The 17,118-nt window shown below is 72.5% G+C and carries 16 protein-coding genes and 1 riboswitch; of the genes, 6 read left to right on the top strand and 10 right to left on the bottom strand.

Features of this window, described 5'->3' with window-relative positions:
* Positions 1 to 52: 52 nt before the first annotated feature.
* Positions 53 to 985, top strand: coding sequence for an N-acetylmuramic acid 6-phosphate etherase (gene murQ, locus ACFY7E_RS00630; protein ID WP_389479182.1), 933 nt, complete (start codon positions 53 to 55; stop codon positions 983 to 985).
* Positions 986 to 1,063: 78 nt separating this feature from the next.
* On the opposite strand, the gene ACFY7E_RS00625 is transcribed toward murQ, so the two are convergent.
* The 5 genes from ACFY7E_RS00625 to thrC form a co-directional block, all read right to left on the bottom strand.
* Complete coding sequence (locus ACFY7E_RS00625; protein ID WP_389479180.1) at positions 1,064 to 4,201, bottom strand: FG-GAP-like repeat-containing protein; 3,138 nt, start codon at positions 4,199 to 4,201, stop codon at positions 1,064 to 1,066.
* A gap of 547 nt (positions 4,202 to 4,748) precedes the next feature.
* Positions 4,749 to 6,377, bottom strand: coding sequence for a chaperonin GroEL (gene groL, locus ACFY7E_RS00620; protein ID WP_383441602.1), 1,629 nt, complete (start codon positions 6,375 to 6,377; stop codon positions 4,749 to 4,751).
* Between the two features lie 319 nt (positions 6,378 to 6,696).
* Positions 6,697 to 6,900, bottom strand: a complete 204-nt coding sequence (locus ACFY7E_RS00615; RefSeq protein ID WP_015035246.1) for a cold-shock protein — start codon at positions 6,898 to 6,900, stop codon at positions 6,697 to 6,699.
* A gap of 440 nt (positions 6,901 to 7,340) precedes the next feature.
* Positions 7,341 to 7,619: a MoaD/ThiS family protein gene (locus ACFY7E_RS00610; RefSeq protein WP_389479177.1), complete on the bottom strand. Its 279-nt coding sequence runs from the start codon at positions 7,617 to 7,619 to the stop codon at positions 7,341 to 7,343.
* Positions 7,620 to 7,650: 31 nt separating this feature from the next.
* Positions 7,651 to 8,937, bottom strand: a complete 1,287-nt coding sequence (thrC, locus tag ACFY7E_RS00605; protein ID WP_389479175.1) for a threonine synthase — start codon at positions 8,935 to 8,937, stop codon at positions 7,651 to 7,653.
* A gap of 17 nt (positions 8,938 to 8,954) precedes the next feature.
* A riboswitch (SAM riboswitch) is annotated at positions 8,955 to 9,102 on the bottom strand.
* A 149-nt stretch (positions 9,103 to 9,251) separates the two neighbouring features.
* Here thrC and ACFY7E_RS00600 point away from each other — a divergent pair.
* From ACFY7E_RS00600 to ACFY7E_RS00590, 3 genes are all read left to right on the top strand, one after another.
* The gene (locus ACFY7E_RS00600; protein ID WP_389479172.1) at positions 9,252 to 10,193 is read left to right on the top strand and encodes a glucosyl-3-phosphoglycerate synthase; all 942 of its coding nucleotides are present in this window, start codon (positions 9,252 to 9,254) and stop codon (positions 10,191 to 10,193) included.
* 113 nt (positions 10,194 to 10,306) lie between these two features.
* The gene (locus ACFY7E_RS00595) at positions 10,307 to 10,543 is read left to right on the top strand and encodes a hypothetical protein (protein ID WP_389479170.1); all 237 of its coding nucleotides are present in this window, start codon (positions 10,307 to 10,309) and stop codon (positions 10,541 to 10,543) included.
* A 128-nt stretch (positions 10,544 to 10,671) separates the two neighbouring features.
* A complete protein-coding gene (locus tag ACFY7E_RS00590; RefSeq protein ID WP_389479168.1) occupies positions 10,672 to 12,033 on the top strand; it encodes a trehalose-6-phosphate synthase in 1,362 nt (453 codons plus the stop codon).
* 18 nt (positions 12,034 to 12,051) lie between these two features.
* Here ACFY7E_RS00590 and ACFY7E_RS00585 read toward each other — a convergent pair whose 3' ends face one another.
* A complete protein-coding gene (locus tag ACFY7E_RS00585; RefSeq protein WP_389479166.1) occupies positions 12,052 to 12,246 on the bottom strand; it encodes a hypothetical protein in 195 nt (64 codons plus the stop codon).
* Positions 12,243 to 12,656, bottom strand: coding sequence for a winged helix-turn-helix transcriptional regulator (locus ACFY7E_RS00580; RefSeq protein WP_389479163.1), 414 nt, complete (start codon positions 12,654 to 12,656; stop codon positions 12,243 to 12,245). Before ACFY7E_RS00580 ends, ACFY7E_RS00585 begins: the two co-directional genes overlap by 4 nt.
* Before the next feature lie 98 nt (positions 12,657 to 12,754).
* Here ACFY7E_RS00580 and ACFY7E_RS00575 point away from each other — a divergent pair, with 98 nt between their 5' ends.
* Both ACFY7E_RS00575 and ACFY7E_RS00570 read left to right on the top strand, forming a co-directional pair.
* The gene (locus tag ACFY7E_RS00575) at positions 12,755 to 13,645 is read left to right on the top strand and encodes an NAD(P)-dependent oxidoreductase (protein ID WP_389479161.1); all 891 of its coding nucleotides are present in this window, start codon (positions 12,755 to 12,757) and stop codon (positions 13,643 to 13,645) included.
* Positions 13,646 to 13,929: 284 nt separating this feature from the next.
* A complete protein-coding gene (locus ACFY7E_RS00570) occupies positions 13,930 to 14,607 on the top strand; it encodes a hypothetical protein (protein ID WP_389479158.1) in 678 nt (225 codons plus the stop codon).
* A 19-nt stretch (positions 14,608 to 14,626) separates the two neighbouring features.
* Here the strand turns inward: ACFY7E_RS00570 and otsB are convergent, their stop codons facing one another.
* The 3 genes from otsB to ACFY7E_RS00555 are packed head-to-tail and all read right to left on the bottom strand — an operon-like array spanning position 14,627 to position 17,059.
* On the bottom strand, positions 14,627 to 15,460 hold the full coding sequence (gene otsB, locus ACFY7E_RS00565; protein WP_389479156.1) for a trehalose-phosphatase: 834 nt from the start codon (positions 15,458 to 15,460) through the stop codon (positions 14,627 to 14,629).
* A gap of 30 nt (positions 15,461 to 15,490) precedes the next feature.
* Entirely contained in the window at positions 15,491 to 15,763 is a 273-nt protein-coding gene (locus ACFY7E_RS00560) for a DUF3263 domain-containing protein (RefSeq protein WP_389479153.1), read from the bottom strand.
* A gap of 12 nt (positions 15,764 to 15,775) precedes the next feature.
* Positions 15,776 to 17,059 (bottom strand): ABC transporter substrate-binding protein, encoded by a 1,284-nt coding sequence (locus ACFY7E_RS00555; protein ID WP_389479150.1) that lies wholly within the window; start codon positions 17,057 to 17,059, stop codon positions 15,776 to 15,778.
* Positions 17,060 to 17,118: the final 59 nt, after the last annotated feature.

Raw genomic sequence — 17,118 nt, 5'->3', positions numbered from 1 at the left:
GCACCCGTAAAGCCCCGGCGCCGACGACGCCGCCGTACCGAAAGAGCCGCACGTGTCCGCTTCCGCTTCCACGTACTCCGAACTCCGCGCCCAGCTCGCCACCCTGACCACCGAGGCCTTCCGCCCCGAGCTCGCGGAGATCGACCAGCTCCCGACCCTGGAGATCGCCCGCACCATGAACGGCGAGGACAGCGCCGTCCCCGCCGCCGTCGCCCGGCAGCTGCCCGCCATCGCCGCCGCCATCGACGCCGCCGCCGAGCGGATGGCCCGCGGCGGCCGGCTGATCTACCTGGGCGCGGGGACCGCCGGCCGGCTCGGCGTCCTCGACGCCAGCGAGTGCCCGCCCACCTTCAACACCGACCCCTCCGAGGTCGTCGGGCTCATCGCCGGCGGCCCCTCCGCCATGGTCAAGTCCGTCGAGGGCGCCGAGGACTCCGAGGAGCTGGCCGTCGAGGACCTCACCGCGCTCGGCCTCACCCCGGACGACACCGTCGTCGGCGTCTCCGCCTCCGGCCGCACCCCGTACGCCGTCGGCGCCGTCGAGCACGCCCGCGCCCTCGGCGCGCTCACCGTCGGCCTGTCCTGCAACGCCGACAGCGCGCTCGCCGCCGCCGCCGAGCACGGCATCGAGGTCGTCACCGGCCCCGAGCTGCTCACCGGCTCCACCCGGCTCAAGGCCGGCACCGCCCAGAAGCTCGTCCTCAACATGATCTCGACGATCACGATGATCCGGCTCGGCAAGACGTACGGGAACCTGATGGTCGACGTCCGCGCCTCCAACGAGAAGCTCCGGGCCCGCTCCCGGCGGATCGTCGCCCTGGCCACCGGCGCGCCCGACGAGCAGATCGAGTCCGCGCTCGCCGCCGCCGACGGCGAGGTGAAGAACGCCATCCTCATGATCCTCGCGGACGTCGACGCCCCCACCGCCGCCGAACGCCTCACCGCCTCCCGGGGCCACCTGCGCGCCGCGCTGCACGCCGGGTAGACCCCGTACGGGAGGGCTCGCGGCCGGGAACGCCCGTGGGCCCGGCCGTTCCCGGCCGGGCCCACGGGGGGTGGTGGATCAGTGGAGTTCCCCGAACCCGTTCCAGCCGCCGGCGCCGATCATGACCCGGGCGGCGTAGAGGCCGGTGCCGGGGTTGGTGTAGCGCCACAGCCTGCCGGTGGCCGCCTCCCGCGCGACCAGGTCCCCGCGCCCGTCGCCGTTCAGGTCGCCGACGCCGACCAGGGACGAGTAGCCGCCCCAGCCGCCGCCGACCCTCACCCGGGCCGTCACGCCGCCGGTCGCCGTGCCGTAGTACCGCCACAGCACGCCCGAGGCGTCGAGGCCGAGCAGGTCGCCCCGCCCGTCGCCGTTCAGGTCACCGGCGCCCGCGATCCTCTTGTACGTCTTCCAGTTCGTGCCGATCCGCACCCGGGCCCTCAGCCGCTGGTCGGCCGTGCCCGCGTAGAAGTACACGTCCCCCGTGGACGCCTGCCGCGCCACCAGGTCGGCGTACCCGTCGCCGTTCACGTCACCGGGCGAGGTCAGCACGTCGTACTGGCCCCACCCCCCGCCCGCCGACGCGTACGGCGAGGAGGCCGAGACGACCGTCCCGCAGGCCGGCCGGTACGACCGCAGTTCGTCGCCCACGCGCGCGTACACGTCGTCGCAGCGGTCGCCGTTCGTGTCGCCCGACGGGACCAGGACCGTGCCGGCCGGGAACTTCGCGCCCGTACCGGCGATCCGGCCCGAGAGCGCGCCCGTGCCCGTCCCCCGGTACATCGACACCGCACCCGCCGGGTCCACCGCCAGCAGATCGCCGAAGCCGTCGTACCCGGCCAGGTCGCGCCACACGGCGGCGCCGCCGGTCACCGACACCGCGCCGGACAGCGCCAGGCCGGCGCCCTGCCCGTCGGCGGGCCGCACGGTCAGGGTCCAGGCGTACGCGCCGTTGGCGGCGTACTTCCCGGCGGCGTCCCTGCCGTCCCAGACGGGGGCGGCGACGCCCCGGCCCTCGCCGGCGAGGGTACGGACCGCCTTGCCCGACGCCCTGTGCGTGAGCGTGAGCGTCCAGGTGCCGGGCTTGGACAGGTTCCAGCGCGGCTGCCACCCGGACGACTTCAGGTTCACCGACGCCGGCACGGCCGAGTCGGTCACGGCGAGGCGGCTGGTGGCGCCGCCGAGGCCGACGACGTGGATCGTCCGCCGGGAGTCGACGAAGGCGACTCCCCCGCCGAACCGGTCGACCGCCCAGCCCTGTTCGTAGTTGGGCAGGGAGGACGCGACGCTCCCGAGGGCACGGACCACCGGCGCGCCGGAACGGACGTCGGTCACGCTCAGCGCGTCGTCGGCACCGCCACCGGGCACGGTGTGGGCGACGAAGCCGTCACCGAGGCGCGGCTGGGCGTACCGGGACACCTGGAAGCGGACCGGGGCGTTCTTCTCCCGGTCGTACACGACGGCGGACGTGCCGTCGCCGCAGCGGGCGTAGATCCACTTGCCGACGACGTCGAAGTCGAGGACGCCGCAGTCGGTGCCGAGGTCCACCGTCGCGACGGTGGCGCCCGTGCGCAGGTCGACCGCCGAGACGGTGTCGTTCGCCGTGGACGACGTCCAGAGCCAGCTGCCCCACAGGGCCTGGTTCGTCCGGTCGGAGACGGAGAGGACCTTCCCGGTCTCGACGTCCGCGACGACCGAGCGGGTCTCGTAGTTCTCGGTGGCCAGGAAGTGCAGGTAGCGTCCGGCGGCGCCGAGGACGCGCACCGGGCTGATCCTCCGGTCGGTGTCCAGCTTGACGCTGCGGGTGCCCCCGCCGGGGCCGGGCGTGGTCACCCGTGCCGTGATGACGCAGCCGATGCACGGCGGGTCGCCGCGGAAGGGCGGGATGTCCTCGGTGAACAGGGTGACCAGCCGCCCGTCACCCGTGTCGGCCCACCACTTCGGGCCGACGTCCGCGGCGCCGGCGGGCGGGCAGTTCGAGATGGTGCCGGTGCCGGTGCCGGCATCGCAGCTCCAGCGCTCGGTGACCGTGCGCGGCTCGGTCGGGGAGAGGTCGTACCGGACGGCACTCCGCTTCCCGAAGTCCTCGTGCCCGGCCGTGAGCAGGCCGTTCGCCAGGGTCAGGCCGACGCGGTCGACCGTCCGGGACGGGAGGGCCAGGACCTGCGTGGCGACCGGCGCGCCCGCGGCGCCCGGGGCCACGCGGCGCACGCCCCAGTGGCCGAGGTCGGTGCCGCCCTCGAGGTACAGGCCGCCGTCCGCGCCGACCGCCATCTGGTAGCCGACGACGGTGGAGAATCCCAGGGAGCGGGTCTCGCCGGTGACGAGGGAGGTCGCCCTGACCGGGCGGGTCCCGTCCAGCGGGCCGTAGTGGCTGACCATCCAGTCGCCCAGGAGGGCGGCCCGGCCGTGGTGGGCGTCACCGCCGTCCGGCAGTTTCACGGTGGTGACGGGCCCGCCGCCGCGGGGGAGGACGAAGACGCTCGACGCGCTGGAGAGGCCGTACACGACGACCCGGTCCGCGCTGAGACCGGCGAACACGTACCCCAGGGGCCACGCGGGCAGATCCGGCAGGGCGGTCAGGGCGCCCGTGGCGAAGTCGAGGACCGCGAGGCCCTTGTCGCCCGCGGCCCGCTGGTACTCGACGACCGCGCCCCGGGCGTCGTAACCGAGGATGCCGGGGCGTCCCACGGAGGACTCCGGCATCCGCACGGCGATGTCCTCGGGGGCGCCGGGACCGAGTCCGAGGAGGTGGAGCGTCGTGGTGCCCTCGGCGTCGGTGCTGGAGGTGAGCAGCCGGTTCGCGCCGCCGAGGATCTCGATCCACCGGTGACCGGCGGGGAGTTCCCGGGTGAGGGTCTCGCCCGTCGTCCAGTCGTGGACGGTGGCCGTGCCCGTGTCGTGGTGGGAGCTGAAGCACCCGAACCTGTCGCCCTGGAAGACGATGCCGATGAGCGAGTCGCAGAGGTCGCGGGGGGCGGCGGTCCGCCCGTCCGCGAGGCTCTGCCACTCCAGCTTCTCCGTGACCGGGTTGTAGCTCTGCAGGCCGGTCCCCGCGTCGAGGAGGCGCCGGGCCGGCGGGACGCTGCTGGGCGGCGCGGCGACGGTGACTTCGTACGGGGAGTCGGGCGCGGCCGTCGCGGCGGGCGCCGCGGCCGCCAGACCGGTGATTCCCAGCGCCGCGCTCAGCGCGAGCGCGACGGCTCTTCGGACGGACAAGTGGGTCCCCTCGTGCGGGTGGGCCGGGACGGCGTCGTGCCGTGCGGCGTGATGTCGGGTGCGACAGGGGAGGCGGGAACGGCAGGGCGCGTACGGATGCGGGCGTACTGGAGTCCGCGTACGGGTACGCGCGCGTGCCGGAGCCGGGAGCCGGCCCGATGCCCCCCATCTGCCGGCAGCCGGATCGTACAGGCGTGCGCAAGCGCAACGCCACCGGAAAAACCGCGCCTTCGGGTCCGGGGACGTTGCCGGGTCCCGCGTCCGACGGGTCACGGCGTACCGGCCGGCGCGTACGGCAACCGTACGAAGCCCGCACAGGAACCCTCGACGCCCTCGCCGAACCAGGGATTTGACGTCCCGTACCCGGACGGAGGGACTTCGGAAGGGGAGTCCGTACGGATACCGCACACCGTCGCGTCCGCACGGTCGGCGACGTCGTGGCAACGGGCTCGTACAACGCCCGAGGGCGGCACCCCCGGCAGGGGTGCCGCCCTCGTTCGCGTTCAGCGATGAACCGCCGATCCCGGGATCAGGAGATCCCCGAGGATCAGAAGTCCATGTCACCGCCCGGCATGCCGCCGCCGGCCGGCGCGGCGGCCTTCTCCGGCTTGTCGGCGATGACGGCCTCGGTGGTGAGGAACAGCGCGGCGATCGACGCGGCGTTCTGGAGCGCGGAGCGCGTCACCTTCGCCGGGTCGATGATGCCCTCGGCGATGAGGTCGACGTACTCGTTGGTCGCGGCGTTCAGGCCGTGGCCGACGGGCAGGTTGCGGACCTTCTCCGCCACGACGCCGCCCTCGAGGCCGGCGTTGACGGCGATCTGCTTCAGCGGGGCCTCCAGGGCCAGCTTCACGATCGCGGCACCGGTGGCCTCGTCGCCGGAGAGGTCGGCCTCCAGCTTCTCGAAGACGGTCGACGCCTGGAGCAGGGCCACGCCACCGCCGGCGACGATGCCCTCCTCGACGGCCGCCTTCGCGTTGCGCACGGCGTCCTCGATGCGGTGCTTGCGCTCCTTGAGCTCGACCTCGGTCGCGGCGCCGGCCTTGATGACGGCCACGCCGCCGGCCAGCTTCGCGAGGCGCTCCTGGAGCTTCTCGCGGTCGTAGTCCGAGTCGGAGTTCTCGATCTCGGCGCGGATCTGGTTCACGCGACCGGCGACCTGGTCGCTGTCACCGGCACCGTCGACGATGGTGGTCTCGTCCTTGGTGATGACGACCTTGCGGGCGCGGCCGAGCAGGTCGAGGCCCGCGTTCTCCAGCTTGAGGCCGACCTCCTCGGAGATGACCGTGCCGCCGGTGAGGATGGCGATGTCGTTCAGCATGGCCTTGCGGCGGTCGCCGAAGCCCGGGGCCTTGACCGCGACGGACTTGAAGGTGCCGCGGATCTTGTTGACGACCAGGGTCGACAGGGCCTCGCCCTCGACGTCCTCGGCGATGATCAGCAGAGGCTTGCCCGACTGCATGACCTTCTCCAGGAGCGGGAGGAGGTCCTTCACCGAGGAGATCTTGGAGTTGACGATCAGGAGGTAGGGGTCGTCGAGCGACGCCTCCATGCGCTCCATGTCGGTGGCGAAGTACGCCGAGATGTAGCCCTTGTCGAAGCGCATGCCCTCGGTGAGCTCCAGCTCCAGACCGAAGGTCTGGGACTCCTCGACGGTGATGACGCCTTCCTTGCCGACCTTGTCCATCGCCTCGGCGATGAGCTCGCCGATCTGGGTGTCGGCGGCGGAGATGGAGGCCGTGGAGGCGATCTGCTCCTTGGTCTCGACATCCTTCGCCTGCTCGAGCAGGGCGCCGGAGACGGCCTCGACGGCCTTCTCGATGCCGCGCTTGAGGGCCATCGGGTTGGCACCGGCGGCGACGTTGCGGAGGCCCTCGCGGACGAGCGCCTGGGCGAGGACGGTGGCGGTGGTCGTGCCGTCGCCGGCGACGTCGTCCGTCTTCTTGGCGACTTCCTTGACCAGCTCGGCGCCGATCTTCTCGTACGGGTCCTCGAGCTCGATCTCCTTGGCGATGGAGACACCATCGTTGGTGATCGTGGGGGCGCCCCACTTCTTCTCGAGGACGACGTTGCGGCCCTTGGGGCCGAGGGTGACCTTGACGGCGTCAGCGAGCTGGTTCATGCCGCGCTCGAGACCGCGCCGGGCCTCCTCGTCGAACGCGATGATCTTGGCCATGTGAAGTGGTCCTCCCGGACATGGGGTGGATAACGCTCCAGGACCGCGCCGACGCCCGCGACGGACGGCCTCCGCAGCTCCGCGTGGTTCCTTGCCCCACCCGGCCGGCGGCCTCGTCTGCCCGATCCTCGTAGCACTCTCACCTTCCGAGTGCTAACGCCAATGATTAGCACTCGCCCTAGGAGAGTGCAAGCGACTCTCGGGTTTCGGGAAGGGGAGGCAGGGATCCGGGGAGGTCCGGGAACGCGCGAGGGGCCCGCGTCCCCTGGGGGATGCGGGCCCCTCGACGGCGTTGCGTCGTCGGCCGATCGCGCCGCGCTCAGACGGCGAGCTTGACCATGTCCGCCTGCGGACCCTTCTGGCCCTGCGAGATCTCGAACTCGACTCGCTGTCCTTCTTCGAGGCTGCGGTAGCCATCCATCTGGATCGCGCTGTAGTGGACGAAAACATCCGCACCACCGTCGACCGCGATGAAGCCGTAGCCCTTCTCCGCGTTGAACCACTTGACGGTGCCCTGAGCCATGCCTAACTCCCCTGTTACTGGCCCTTGCGCGGGGCCGCACTTCACGAACCCCGGGTCAGACCCTGCGCCGGAGCGCGTCGACCGCGGCTGAATGTATCTGCCCAACTGCCCTCTGCAACAGGTCATCCGGACGGGAATTCTGGGCGGCCCGGAAAGGGGAATTGGGGAGGTTTCCCCGAATCACGGGGCAAGTCGGGCCCGGCAAAACGCGCAGAAGGTACAGAAGGCGCGTGCACTTTGGCTGCTTCTTGTCAGGTCGGGGCGCGTTCTCATATGCACCCGGCATGAGCAGCGGAGGGGACTTCCCCAACTCTACCGCGCTCAACCATGCAGAATTGCCCCTTCCGCTTGTGGACGCGGAAGGGGCAATTCAAGAAAGACGGGACAACGGGAACCGCTCGGCGTGCGCGACTCGGCGGACGCGGCTCGGCGGACGCGGCTCAGCAGCCGCCGGCGACCGCCGGGATGATCGAGACGCCCGAGCCGGCCGGGGTGGCCGTCTCCAGACCCTGCTCGAAGCGCACGTCGTCGTCGTTCACGTAGACGTTGACGAAGCGGCGCAGCTTGCCCTGGTCGTCCAGGACGCGGGCGGCGATGCCCGTGTGGTTCTTCTCCAGGTCCTCGATGACCTCGGCGAGGGTCGCGCCCTCGGCCCGGACCTCGGCCTGACCGCCGGTGTAGGTGCGGAGGATGGTGGGGATGCGGACGTTCACGGCCATGCTTCTCAACCTTTCGGGGGACCTGAGGAGTTCAGTGCGCCAGGCCGGCGTCGCGGAACGCTTCCAGGCTCGGGCGGATGGTGGCGGTCTCCCGGGAGGTGTCGGCCACCGCGTCCAGGGTCTTGAGCCCGTCGCCGGTGTTGATGACGACGGTGGTGAGCTCCGGGTCGATCAGACCGTTCTCCACCAGCTTGCGCGCGACGCCGACGGTCACGCCGCCCGCCGTCTCGGCGAAGATCCCCTCGGTGCGCGCGAGCAGCTTGATCGCGTCCACGACCTGCTCGTCGTTCACGTCCTCCACGGCGCCGCCGGTGCGGCGGGCGATGTCGAGGACGTACGGGCCGTCGGCCGGGTTGCCGATGGCGAGCGACTTGGCGATCGTGTTCGGCTTCTGGGGCCGCACGACGTCGTGCCCCTCCTTGAAGGCCACCGACACCGGGGAGCAGCCCTCGGCCTGGGCGCCGAAGATCTTGTACGGCCTGTCCTCGACGAGGCCCAGCTTGATGAGCTCCTGGATGCCCTTGTCGATCTTGGTGAGCTGGGAGCCGGAGGCGATCGGGATGACGAGCTGGTCCGGGATCGTCCAGCCGAGCTGCTCGCAGATCTCGTACGCGAGCGTCTTGGAGCCCTCGCCGTAGTACGGGCGCAGGTTGACGTTCACGAAGCCCCAGCCCTCGCCGAGCGGGTCGCCGATGAGCTCCGAGCAGAAGCGGTTGACGTCGTCGTAGTTGCCCTCGATGGCGACGAGGTCACCGCCGTAGACACCGGCCATGACGACCTTGCCGTCCTCCAGGTCGTGCGGGATGAACACGCAGGAGCGGAAGCCGGCGCGGGCGGCGGCGGCGCCGACGGCGCCGGCCAGGTTGCCCGTGGAGGAGCAGGAGAGGGTGGTGAAGCCGAAGGCGCGGGCGGCCTCGATGGCCTGGGCGACGACCCGGTCCTTGAAGGAGTGGGTCGGGTTCCCGGAGTCGTCCTTGACGAAGAGCTTGCCGGGGGCGACGCCGAGCTCGCGGGCGAGGTTGTCGGCCTTGACGAGCGGGGTCCAGCCGGGGTTCAGGTTCGGCTTCTCGGCGACGTCGGCCGGGACGGGCAGGAGGGGGGCGTAGCGCCAGATGCTGGCGGGGCCGGCCTCGATCCGCTTCCGCAGCTCCTCGGGGTCGCCGACGGGCAGGTCGTACGCGACTTCGAGCGGTCCGAAACACAGCTCGCAGGCGAAGATCGGACCGAGGGCGAAGACCTCGCCGCATTCGCGACAGGAGAGTCCGGAAGCGGAACCGAGGTCGACGGCGGTGGCGGGTGCGACGGTCTGTACAGCCATGGAGGGGAGGCCCTTTCTCCTCATCTTTCTCAATGACGAATTTTTCGCCTTGAGACGGATTTGGCACCTTCCCTAGCCGGGGGCCTCGGTGGATCACGAGACGAACCGACTGGAGGGTTGCCGGGGCTTCAACGGGCCGTTTCCCTCTGCCCCTCTGGATGAGCGGTATTCGATTGTGGAAACGCCGGGACTTTCGTTCCCGTGCTCCGGCGCGGTCGCCACCCCGACGTGCGGGGGGTCGCTGCGTTGTTCAAGACTGTAACCGAAGGCCCGGGCGCTTGGACGGCCCGTCCGAACCGCGAGATGGAGATCACGTGCTGGAAGAGGTGGAGCGCTGGCTGTCCCGGCGGTCCTGGTCCGTGGCGGACCGGCCGCTGGAGCGGATCCTCGCCGCCAAGCGCTCGACGACGGTCAGCGTGGTGCTGCCGGCGCTGAACGAGGAGGCGACCGTCGGGGACATCGTGGGCGTGATCCGCCGCGAGCTGATGTCGGAGGCGGTGCCGCTGGTCGACGAGCTGGTGGTGCTCGACTCGGGCTCCACGGACCGCACGGCGGAGGTCGCGGCGGCGGCCGGGGCGCGGGTGGTCGCGCGGGACGACGTCCTCCCCCGGATACCGGCCGTGCCCGGCAAGGGCGAGGTCCTGTGGCGGTCGCTGATGGTGACCGGCGGGGACGTGGTGTGCTTCGTGGACGCGGACCTGCGGGACTTCTCCGCGGACTTCGTGACGGGGATCGTGGGCCCGCTCCTGACCGACCCCGAGGTGCACCTCGTGAAGGCGATGTACGACCGGCCGCTGGGCGACGCCCCCGGTCAGGGCGGCCGGGTGACGGAGCTGATGGCGCGCCCGGTCCTCAACCTCCACTGGCCGCGGCTGGCGGGCTTCGTGCAGCCGCTCGGCGGCGAGTACGCGGCCCGCCGCTCGCTCCTGGAGCGGCTGCCCTTCCCGGTCGGTTACGGGGTGGAGCTGGGGCTCCTCGTGGACGCGCTGCACACGGTGGGCCTGGACGGGCTGGCGCAGGTGGACGTGGGGGTCCGCAAGCACCGGCACCAGGACGGTCACGCTCTCGGCCGCATGGCGGCCACGATCTACCGGACGGCGCAGCTGAGGCTGTCGCGGGGACACCTGGTGCGGCCGTGGCTGACGCAGTTCGAGCGGGGGGAGGAGGGCTTCGAGCCCCGCACGTACCCGGTGGACACGGAGGAGCGGCCTCCGATGGTGGAGATCGCGGAGTACGCGCGCCGCCGCGTGGCGTAACGCGACCATACGACCCGATTTACATACATTCGGCTTCCATGGGTTCCATGGACTTCGGACGACGCAGGTGCAGGGGCAGAGGTAGGGGCAGGGGCAGGGGCAGGACGCCGGCGGTGACGGCGGCGGTCCTGACGGCGGTCACGTGGGCGCCCGCGACGGCGGCCGCCGCTCCGGCGCCACCGGCCCCCGTCCACGCCTCCCCGGCACCGGGCGCGCCGGGGAGGGCGGTCACCCCGCCCGGGTCCCGGGGCGGCGAGGAACGGCTCTGGCTGCTCGGCGGCCTGGTGACGGCGCTCGCGGCGACGGGCCTGGTGGCGAGGGCGGCCCTGCGCGACCACCCCGACCTCTGAACCCCTCCGGGCCCCACCGAGCCTCTCCGCGCCCTCCCCGCCGACCCTCCGCTGACCCTCCGTGGCCGGAACCCCCTCGTCTTGTATACGTACGTTTGAGCGTTTACGGGACGGGCTAGGTTCGCCACATGGCTACTGTGCTCGTGGCATCCAACCGTGGACCCGTCTCCTACGTGCTCGGCGAGGACGGCTCGCTCGACACCCGCAGGGGCGGCGGCGGTCTGGTCTCCGGCCTGAGCGCCGTCTCCTCGCAGGACAGCGTGTGGGTGTGCGCGGCCCTCGGCGAGGGCGACCGGGAGGCGGTCCGGCGCGGGGTCGGGGAGCCCGGCGTGCGGATGCTGGACATCGATCCCGACGTGTACGCGGACGCGTACAACGGCATCGCGAACTCGGTGCTGTGGTTCCTCCACCACCACCTGTACGACGTCCCGCGCGAGCCGGTGTACGACGCGGAGTTCCGGCGCCGCTGGGAGTCGTACCGCGCCTACAACCGCGCCTTCGCGGAGGCGCTGGCCGGGGCGGCGGACGAGGGGGCGGCGGTCCTGGTGCAGGACTACCACCTGGCCCTGGTCCCCGGACAGCTCCGCGAGCTCCGCCCCGACCTGCGGATCGCGCACTTCACCCACACCCCGTGGGCGTCCCCGGAGTACCTGCGGATGCTGCCGGACGACATCCGCGAGGAGCTGCTGTGGGGCATGCTCGGCGCGGACGAGCTGGGCTTCCACACGACGGCCTGGGCCGAGGCCTTCGCGGCCGGCGCGGACGTGGAGGGCACCGGGACGCGCGTCTCGGTGTACCCGCTCGGCGTCGACGCCGAGGAGCTGCGGGCGCTGGCGTACCGGCCGGCGGTGGACGAGCGGCTCGCGGAGCTGCGGGCGGAGGTCGGCGACCGGAAGACCATCGTCCGCGTGGACCGCACCGAGCTGTCGAAGAACATCCTGCGCGGCCTGCTGGCCTACCGCGAACTCCTGACCGCCCACCCGGAGTGGCGCGGCCGGGTGGTCCACCTGGCCTCGGCGTACCCCTCGCGCCAGGACCTGGAGGTCTACCGCTCGTACACGACCGCGGTCGGGACCCTGGCGGAGGAGATCAACGCCGAGTTCGGCACGGAGGACTGGACGCCGGTCCTGGTCTCGGTGAAGGACGACTTCACCCGCTCCCTCGCGGCCTACCGCCTCGCGGACGTGGCCCTGGTGAACCCGGTCCGCGACGGCATGAACCTGGTCGCCAAGGAGATACCGGTGGTCTCGGAGGCGGGCTGCGCCCTGGTCCTCTCCCGGGAGGCGGGCGCGTACGAGGAACTGCGCGAGGACGCCCTCACGGTGAACCCCTTCGACGTCTCGGAGACCGCCGAGGCCCTCCACACGGCCCTCACGATGCCCCCGCCCGAACGCGCCGACCGCACCAAGCGCCTGGCGACGGCCTCCACGGCCCTGCCCCCGCAGCGCTGGTTCCTGAACCAGCTGGAGGCCCTGAGGGGAGCCCCGTAGGGGTATGGAGAGGCCGGATCAAAGCGGGGGGCCGGTGGCCTCGGAGACCGCTTTCGCCAGGCCCGGCGCGAAGGCGTCCACGTGCTCCCGGAGACACCCCACCCCGATCTGGAACGGCTCCTGGGCGAAGTAGGCGGAGTCGACCAGGCAGAGGGTGAACACCGCGCGGTATCCACCGTCCGGCAGGGCGACGAGATCGACGATCCTCCTCATCGGCTGCCCGACGGCGGAAGCCGGCGCGTCCCGTCCATGAGGTCCCCTCCGGAAGTCCCGGAGAGGTGATGGGCGGGGGCCCGCCGCCCCCTCCCCCACTCCGCCAGCGGTTCGAGGGCGTCGTTGAGGCGGACGCCGGAATCGGTGAGTGTGTACTCGACGCGGGGCGGGACCTCGTCGTAGGAGACGCGGTCCACGATGCCGTCCGCCTCCATCTCGCGCAGGTGCGAGGCGAGGACCTTCTCGGTGATGCCCGGGACGAGGCGGCGCAGCTCCCCGAAGCGGCGGTACGGCTGCTCGTGGAGCGCCCAGAGGAGGAGCACCTTCCACTTGCCGCCGATGACCTCCATGGCGGTGTCGATCCCGCAGACGTGCCCGTCCGGCGTGCCCGGCCTGTTCGGCGTCGCCATGTCCCCGCCCCTCCGACCTGCTCGCTTCCCCCGGGGTAACCACCCACTCCGAAGTGCGTACTTGATGGCCCCCGGACCCTGGAACCAGCCTAACGGCCATGACACGAAGCACTGTGGGGAAAACCCCCGTCACCCTGCTCGGCCTCGGCACCATGGGCACCGCCCTGGCCCGCGCCTGGCTCGCCGCCGACCACCCGCTCACCGTCTGGAACCGCACCCCGGCCCGCGCCGAGGCGCTCGCCGCCGAAGGGGCGGAGGCCGCCGGGAGCGCGGCCGGGGCCGTCACCGCGAGCCCCCTCGTCCTCGTCTGCCTCCTCGACGACGCCTCCGTGGGCGCCGCCCTGGACGGCGTCGACCTGGCCGGGAAGGACCTGGTCAACCTGACCACGACGACACCCGCCGAGGCCCGGTCCCGCGCCGCGTGGGCCGAGGAGCGCGGCGCCCGCTACCTGGACGGCGGGATCATGGCCGTCCCGCCGATGATCGGCGTCTCCGGGGCCGGCGGCTACGTCTTCTACAGCGGCTCGCGGGAACTGTTCGAGCGGCACCGGGACACGCTCGCCGTCCCGGCCGGCACCACCTACGTCGGCGAGGACCCGGGCTTCGCGGCCCTCCATGACGTGGCCCTGCTCAGCGCCATGTACGGCATGTTCGCCGGGGCCGCGCACGCCTTCGCCCTGATCCGCCGGGAGGACGTCGACCCGGTCGCGTTCGCCCCGCTGCTGCGGGACTGGATCACGGCGATGGCCGGCCCGTCGGTCGAACAGACCGCCCGGCAGCTCGCGAGCGGCGACTACACCGACGGCGTCGTCTCCCGCCTCGCCATGCAGGTGGCGGGCACCCCGACCTTCCTCCGCACGGCCGACCAGCAGGGCGTCAGCCCGGAGCTGCTCACCCCCTACTTCACCCTGATGCGACGACGCCTGGACCTGGGCGGCGGGAAGGAGGACCTGACGGGCGTGATCGACCTGCTGGCACGGGAGGGCTGACGGGGCTCCGGCACGACGGGCCCTCCCGGACCGCCTCAACCATCCGTCCCCGGAGTCTCCGGTGCTCACCGCGATGATCCGGCCGATCGGGTCCGACGACTGACGGGGTCGGAACCCGCGCGTCGCCGCCATTCCGCCTCCGCCCGCCGAGGAGTACGGGCGACCACCGGAAATTCCTGGTGGCCCGCGTGCGCGGCCGGTACCGTCCGCCTGATCATCCGCATCGTTCAGGGACAGGTCCCCTGCGCACAGGCCCTCCGCGCGCTTCCGCCGTTCTCGGTCTGGTGACCGCTCTCGTGCTGGGCGCCGCCGACTGCGCGGCGGAGCCGTCCGCGCCGGCTTCCCCGGCGGCGGGGGCGGCCACGACGGCGACCCCGGCTCCGGAAGAGGCCGTACGGAGGCTGACCCCCGAGCAGTTGGTCGCGGCCGCGCTGACCGCCGAGGCGGTCTCCGGCTCGTACGCCAATCCCGTCTCCGTCCTGGAGCGCGGGGACGACGACCCCGAGGTCGAGCCCCCGTCCGAGCCCGCCTGCGTCCCCTCCCTCGACGCCCTCGGCGCCCGGAGCGCCCCCGGCGCGGCCGGGCAGACGTTCAACTGGAAGGGCGACGTCTACGGCGGCGAGACCGTGCTCGCCTCGTACGAGGGGACCGGCGCGCAGGAGGCGTTCGCGGCCGTGGGCGAGGGCCTGAAGACCTGCCGGTACTACGAGCAGGGCCGAGCCGGGCTCTACAAGGGCGCGGTCACCCTCGGCGCCGCCCCCGGCGTCGGGGACGAGTCCGCGCGGTTCGAGATCAGCGCCCCCTCCGAGGCGGGCCCGCACGTGACCGAGTACACCGTGGTCCGGGTGGGGAACACCGTGGCGGCCTTCAGCAAGCTGTCGGTCGCCGGCCACACCGTACGGTCGTTCCCGGACGGGCTGATCGCGAAGCAGGCCGACCGGCTCCGGCAGGCGCAGAACTGAACCCGGGCGGACCCGCCCCCTACACCGCCTCCGCCAGCGCCGTCAGGAAGTCCACCACCCCCGCCGGGCCCGGGACCGCGAGGTCGGCGCGGTCGGAGAGTTCCGGGACCTCGACGGAGCCGCTGCAGACCAGGAGGCCGGGGGTGCCGTCGGAGCGGAGCTTCTCGACGGCGGCGAAGGCGGGCAGGTCGCCCAGGTCGTCGCCCGCGTAGAGCACGGACCCGGCGCCCGTCTCCCGTACGTACGCGGTGAGCGCCACGCCCTTGTCCACGCCCGGGGGCCGCAGCTCCAGGACCATCCGGCCGGGCTCCAGGACGAGCCCGTGCCCGGCGGCCAGGTCGGCGAGGGGGGCCTTGAGCGCCTCGAAGGCGCCTTCCGGGTCGGTGGCCCTGCGGGTGTGGACCGCGACCGCGCGGCCCTTCTCCTCGATCCAGACGCCCTGCCAGGCCCCGGCCCGGTCGAGGAAGCCGGGCAGCTCGGCGCGGACGGCGGCCACGCCCGGGTGGACGGGGGCCGCCCGCACGGTGCCGGTCGCCGCGTCCCAGCGCTCGGCGCCGTAGTGGCCGAGGACGACGAGGTGCTCCAGGCCGGGGACGCCGGCGAAGCCGCCGTGGCGGACGGCGACCCCGGCGGGCCGGCCCGTCACGACGGCCACGGAGGCGACCCGGGGGGCGAGCGCCGCGAGGGCGGCCACCGCGCCGGGGTGGGCGCGGGCCGACTCGGGGTCGGGCACGATGTCGGCTAGGGTGCCGTCGAAGTCGAGGGCGACGACGGTCTCCTGCGGCCGCGCGAGGATCGCGGCCAGACCGTCACGGCCGGCGGACGTGGTCGGGTGCGGAAGGCTGTTGACCATGCTTCCGACCCTACCCAGGCGGGGCCTCCCCTACCTCCTGCGCTGGCGCTCCTCGCGGATCCGGCGCAGCCGGTTGACGGTCACCGGGTCGTGGGCCAGGGCCCGCGGGTCGTCGAGGAGCGCGTTGAGGAGCTGGTAGTACCGGGTCGGGGAGAGGCCGAGCCGCTCGCGGACGGCCCGCTCCTTGGCGCCGGGGCCGGGCCAGGAGCGGCGCTCGACGGCGAGGAGGGCCCGCTCCTGCTCGGTGAGCCCGGCAGGTCCCCCGCTGCCCCCCTCGTGCGTCGCTTCCGGCTCTTCGGTCATAAGACCAACCTATTACTCGGCGGCCTCGGCCGCCGTCGCCACTCGGCCGATCGAGCCCAGGACCTCGGCCGGGCGCCCGTCCGGGGTGACGGCCTTGCCGATGTTCTGCTTGATGTTCTCGCTGACCTTGGCCCACGAGGTCTTGCCGACCGGCGGGAGCTGCGCGTCGGGGAGGACCTTGAGGAAGACGTGCAGGTTGGCGTGCTCGGGGTCGGTCTCCATGCGGGTGGAGGCGCTGACGGTGACCGGCAGCAGGTCGTTGTCCCCGGCGAACTTCAGGACGTTCTCGTCGGAGAAGGCGAAGTTGAGGAAGTCGCCGATCTCCTTGCGGTGGCCGTTCTGCTTGAAGCCCATGATCCAGTCGGCGACGCCCATGAAGGACCGGGACGGGCCCTCGACGCCGGGGAGGGGGACCTGCCCGACCTCGACGCCCTTCTTCGCGGCCTCCTTGAGGAGCGAGGGGTGGCCGTTGAGCATGCCGACCTCGCCGTCGGCGAAGGCGGCGAAGGCGGCCTTGCGGTTGAGCTTGCCGGGGGCGACGGGGCCGGTGAGGTCCTTGCCGACGAGGTTCTTGCGCAGCCAGTCGAAGGTGCGCACGTTGGCCTCGGAGTCGACCGCGTAGTGGTCGGTGGCGTCGGTCCAGCCGCCTTCGCCCGCGAGCAGCCACATCATGGCCTCGGCCTGGGCCTCCTCGGGGCCGAGCGGCAGCGCGAAGGGGGTGCGGACGCCCTTCTTCTTGAGCTTCTCCGCAGCCTCGGCCAGCTCGTCCCAGGTGGTGGGCGGCTCGGCGCCGGCCTTCTCGAAGAGGTCCTTGTTGTAGAAGAGGGAGCGCGTGGAGGCGACGAAGGGCAGGCCGTACTGGGTGCGCTTGTGCTCGCCGGCGGTGGCGAGCGGGGCGAGGAAGTTGGCCTGCACGGGTATGGAGAGCAGCTCGTCGGCGGCGTAGAGCTGGTCGGCGGTCGCGTAGTCGGCGTAGGCGCCGATCTGGGCGATGTCGGGCGCCTCGCCGGCCTCGACCATCTCGGCGACCTTGCGGTCGACGTCGTCCCAGGACTCGACCTGGACCCGGACCTTGATCCCGGGGTGCTTCGCCTCGAAGGCGGCGGCGAGATCGGTCCAGTACTTCTTGGAGGAGTCGCCGCCGGTGAGGTCGTACTCGGCGGCGACCAGCTTCAGGGTCACGTCGCCGGAGTCGCCGCCCAGGGAGCCGCAGCCGGAGACCGTGGCGGTCAGTCCGAGGGCCGCGACGGCCGCGGTCAGTCCAAGAAATCGTCGCCGCTCCACGGCTTCATCCACCTTTTGCTCGTCGTTGAGCTGCACTGAGCTGCACGTTTGCTCTTGTCAGGGCCGCAAGT

This window comes from Streptomyces sp. NPDC012825, assembly GCF_042900925.1.
In the GTDB taxonomy this organism is placed as follows: Bacteria; Actinomycetota; Actinomycetes; order Streptomycetales; family Streptomycetaceae; genus Streptomyces.
The sequence above is the reverse complement of the archived record's forward strand: the minus strand, read 5'-3'. Positions and strand labels throughout refer to the sequence as shown.

Bases quoted from the DNA above. Each gene is read 5' to 3' on its own strand.
- groL (WP_383441602.1), bottom strand. From the start codon at position 6,377: ATGGCCAAGATCATCGCGTTCGACGAGGAGGCCCGGCGCGGTCTCGAG.
- ACFY7E_RS00615 (WP_015035246.1), bottom strand. From the start codon at position 6,900: ATGGCTCAGGGCACCGTCAAGTGGTTCAACGCGGAGAAGGGCTACGGC.
- ACFY7E_RS00610 (WP_389479177.1), bottom strand. From the start codon at position 7,619: ATGGCCGTGAACGTCCGCATCCCCACCATCCTCCGCACCTACACCGGC.
- thrC (WP_389479175.1), bottom strand. From the start codon at position 8,937: ATGGCTGTACAGACCGTCGCACCCGCCACCGCCGTCGACCTCGGTTCC.
- ACFY7E_RS00590 (WP_389479168.1), top strand. From the start codon at position 10,672: ATGGCTACTGTGCTCGTGGCATCCAACCGTGGACCCGTCTCCTACGTG.
- ACFY7E_RS00585 (WP_389479166.1), bottom strand. From the start codon at position 12,246: ATGAGGAGGATCGTCGATCTCGTCGCCCTGCCGGACGGTGGATACCGC.
- ACFY7E_RS00580 (WP_389479163.1), bottom strand. From the start codon at position 12,656: ATGGCGACGCCGAACAGGCCGGGCACGCCGGACGGGCACGTCTGCGGG.
- ACFY7E_RS00575 (WP_389479161.1), top strand. From the start codon at position 12,755: ATGACACGAAGCACTGTGGGGAAAACCCCCGTCACCCTGCTCGGCCTC.
- otsB (WP_389479156.1), bottom strand. From the start codon at position 15,460: ATGGTCAACAGCCTTCCGCACCCGACCACGTCCGCCGGCCGTGACGGT.
- ACFY7E_RS00560 (WP_389479153.1), bottom strand. From the start codon at position 15,763: ATGACCGAAGAGCCGGAAGCGACGCACGAGGGGGGCAGCGGGGGACCT.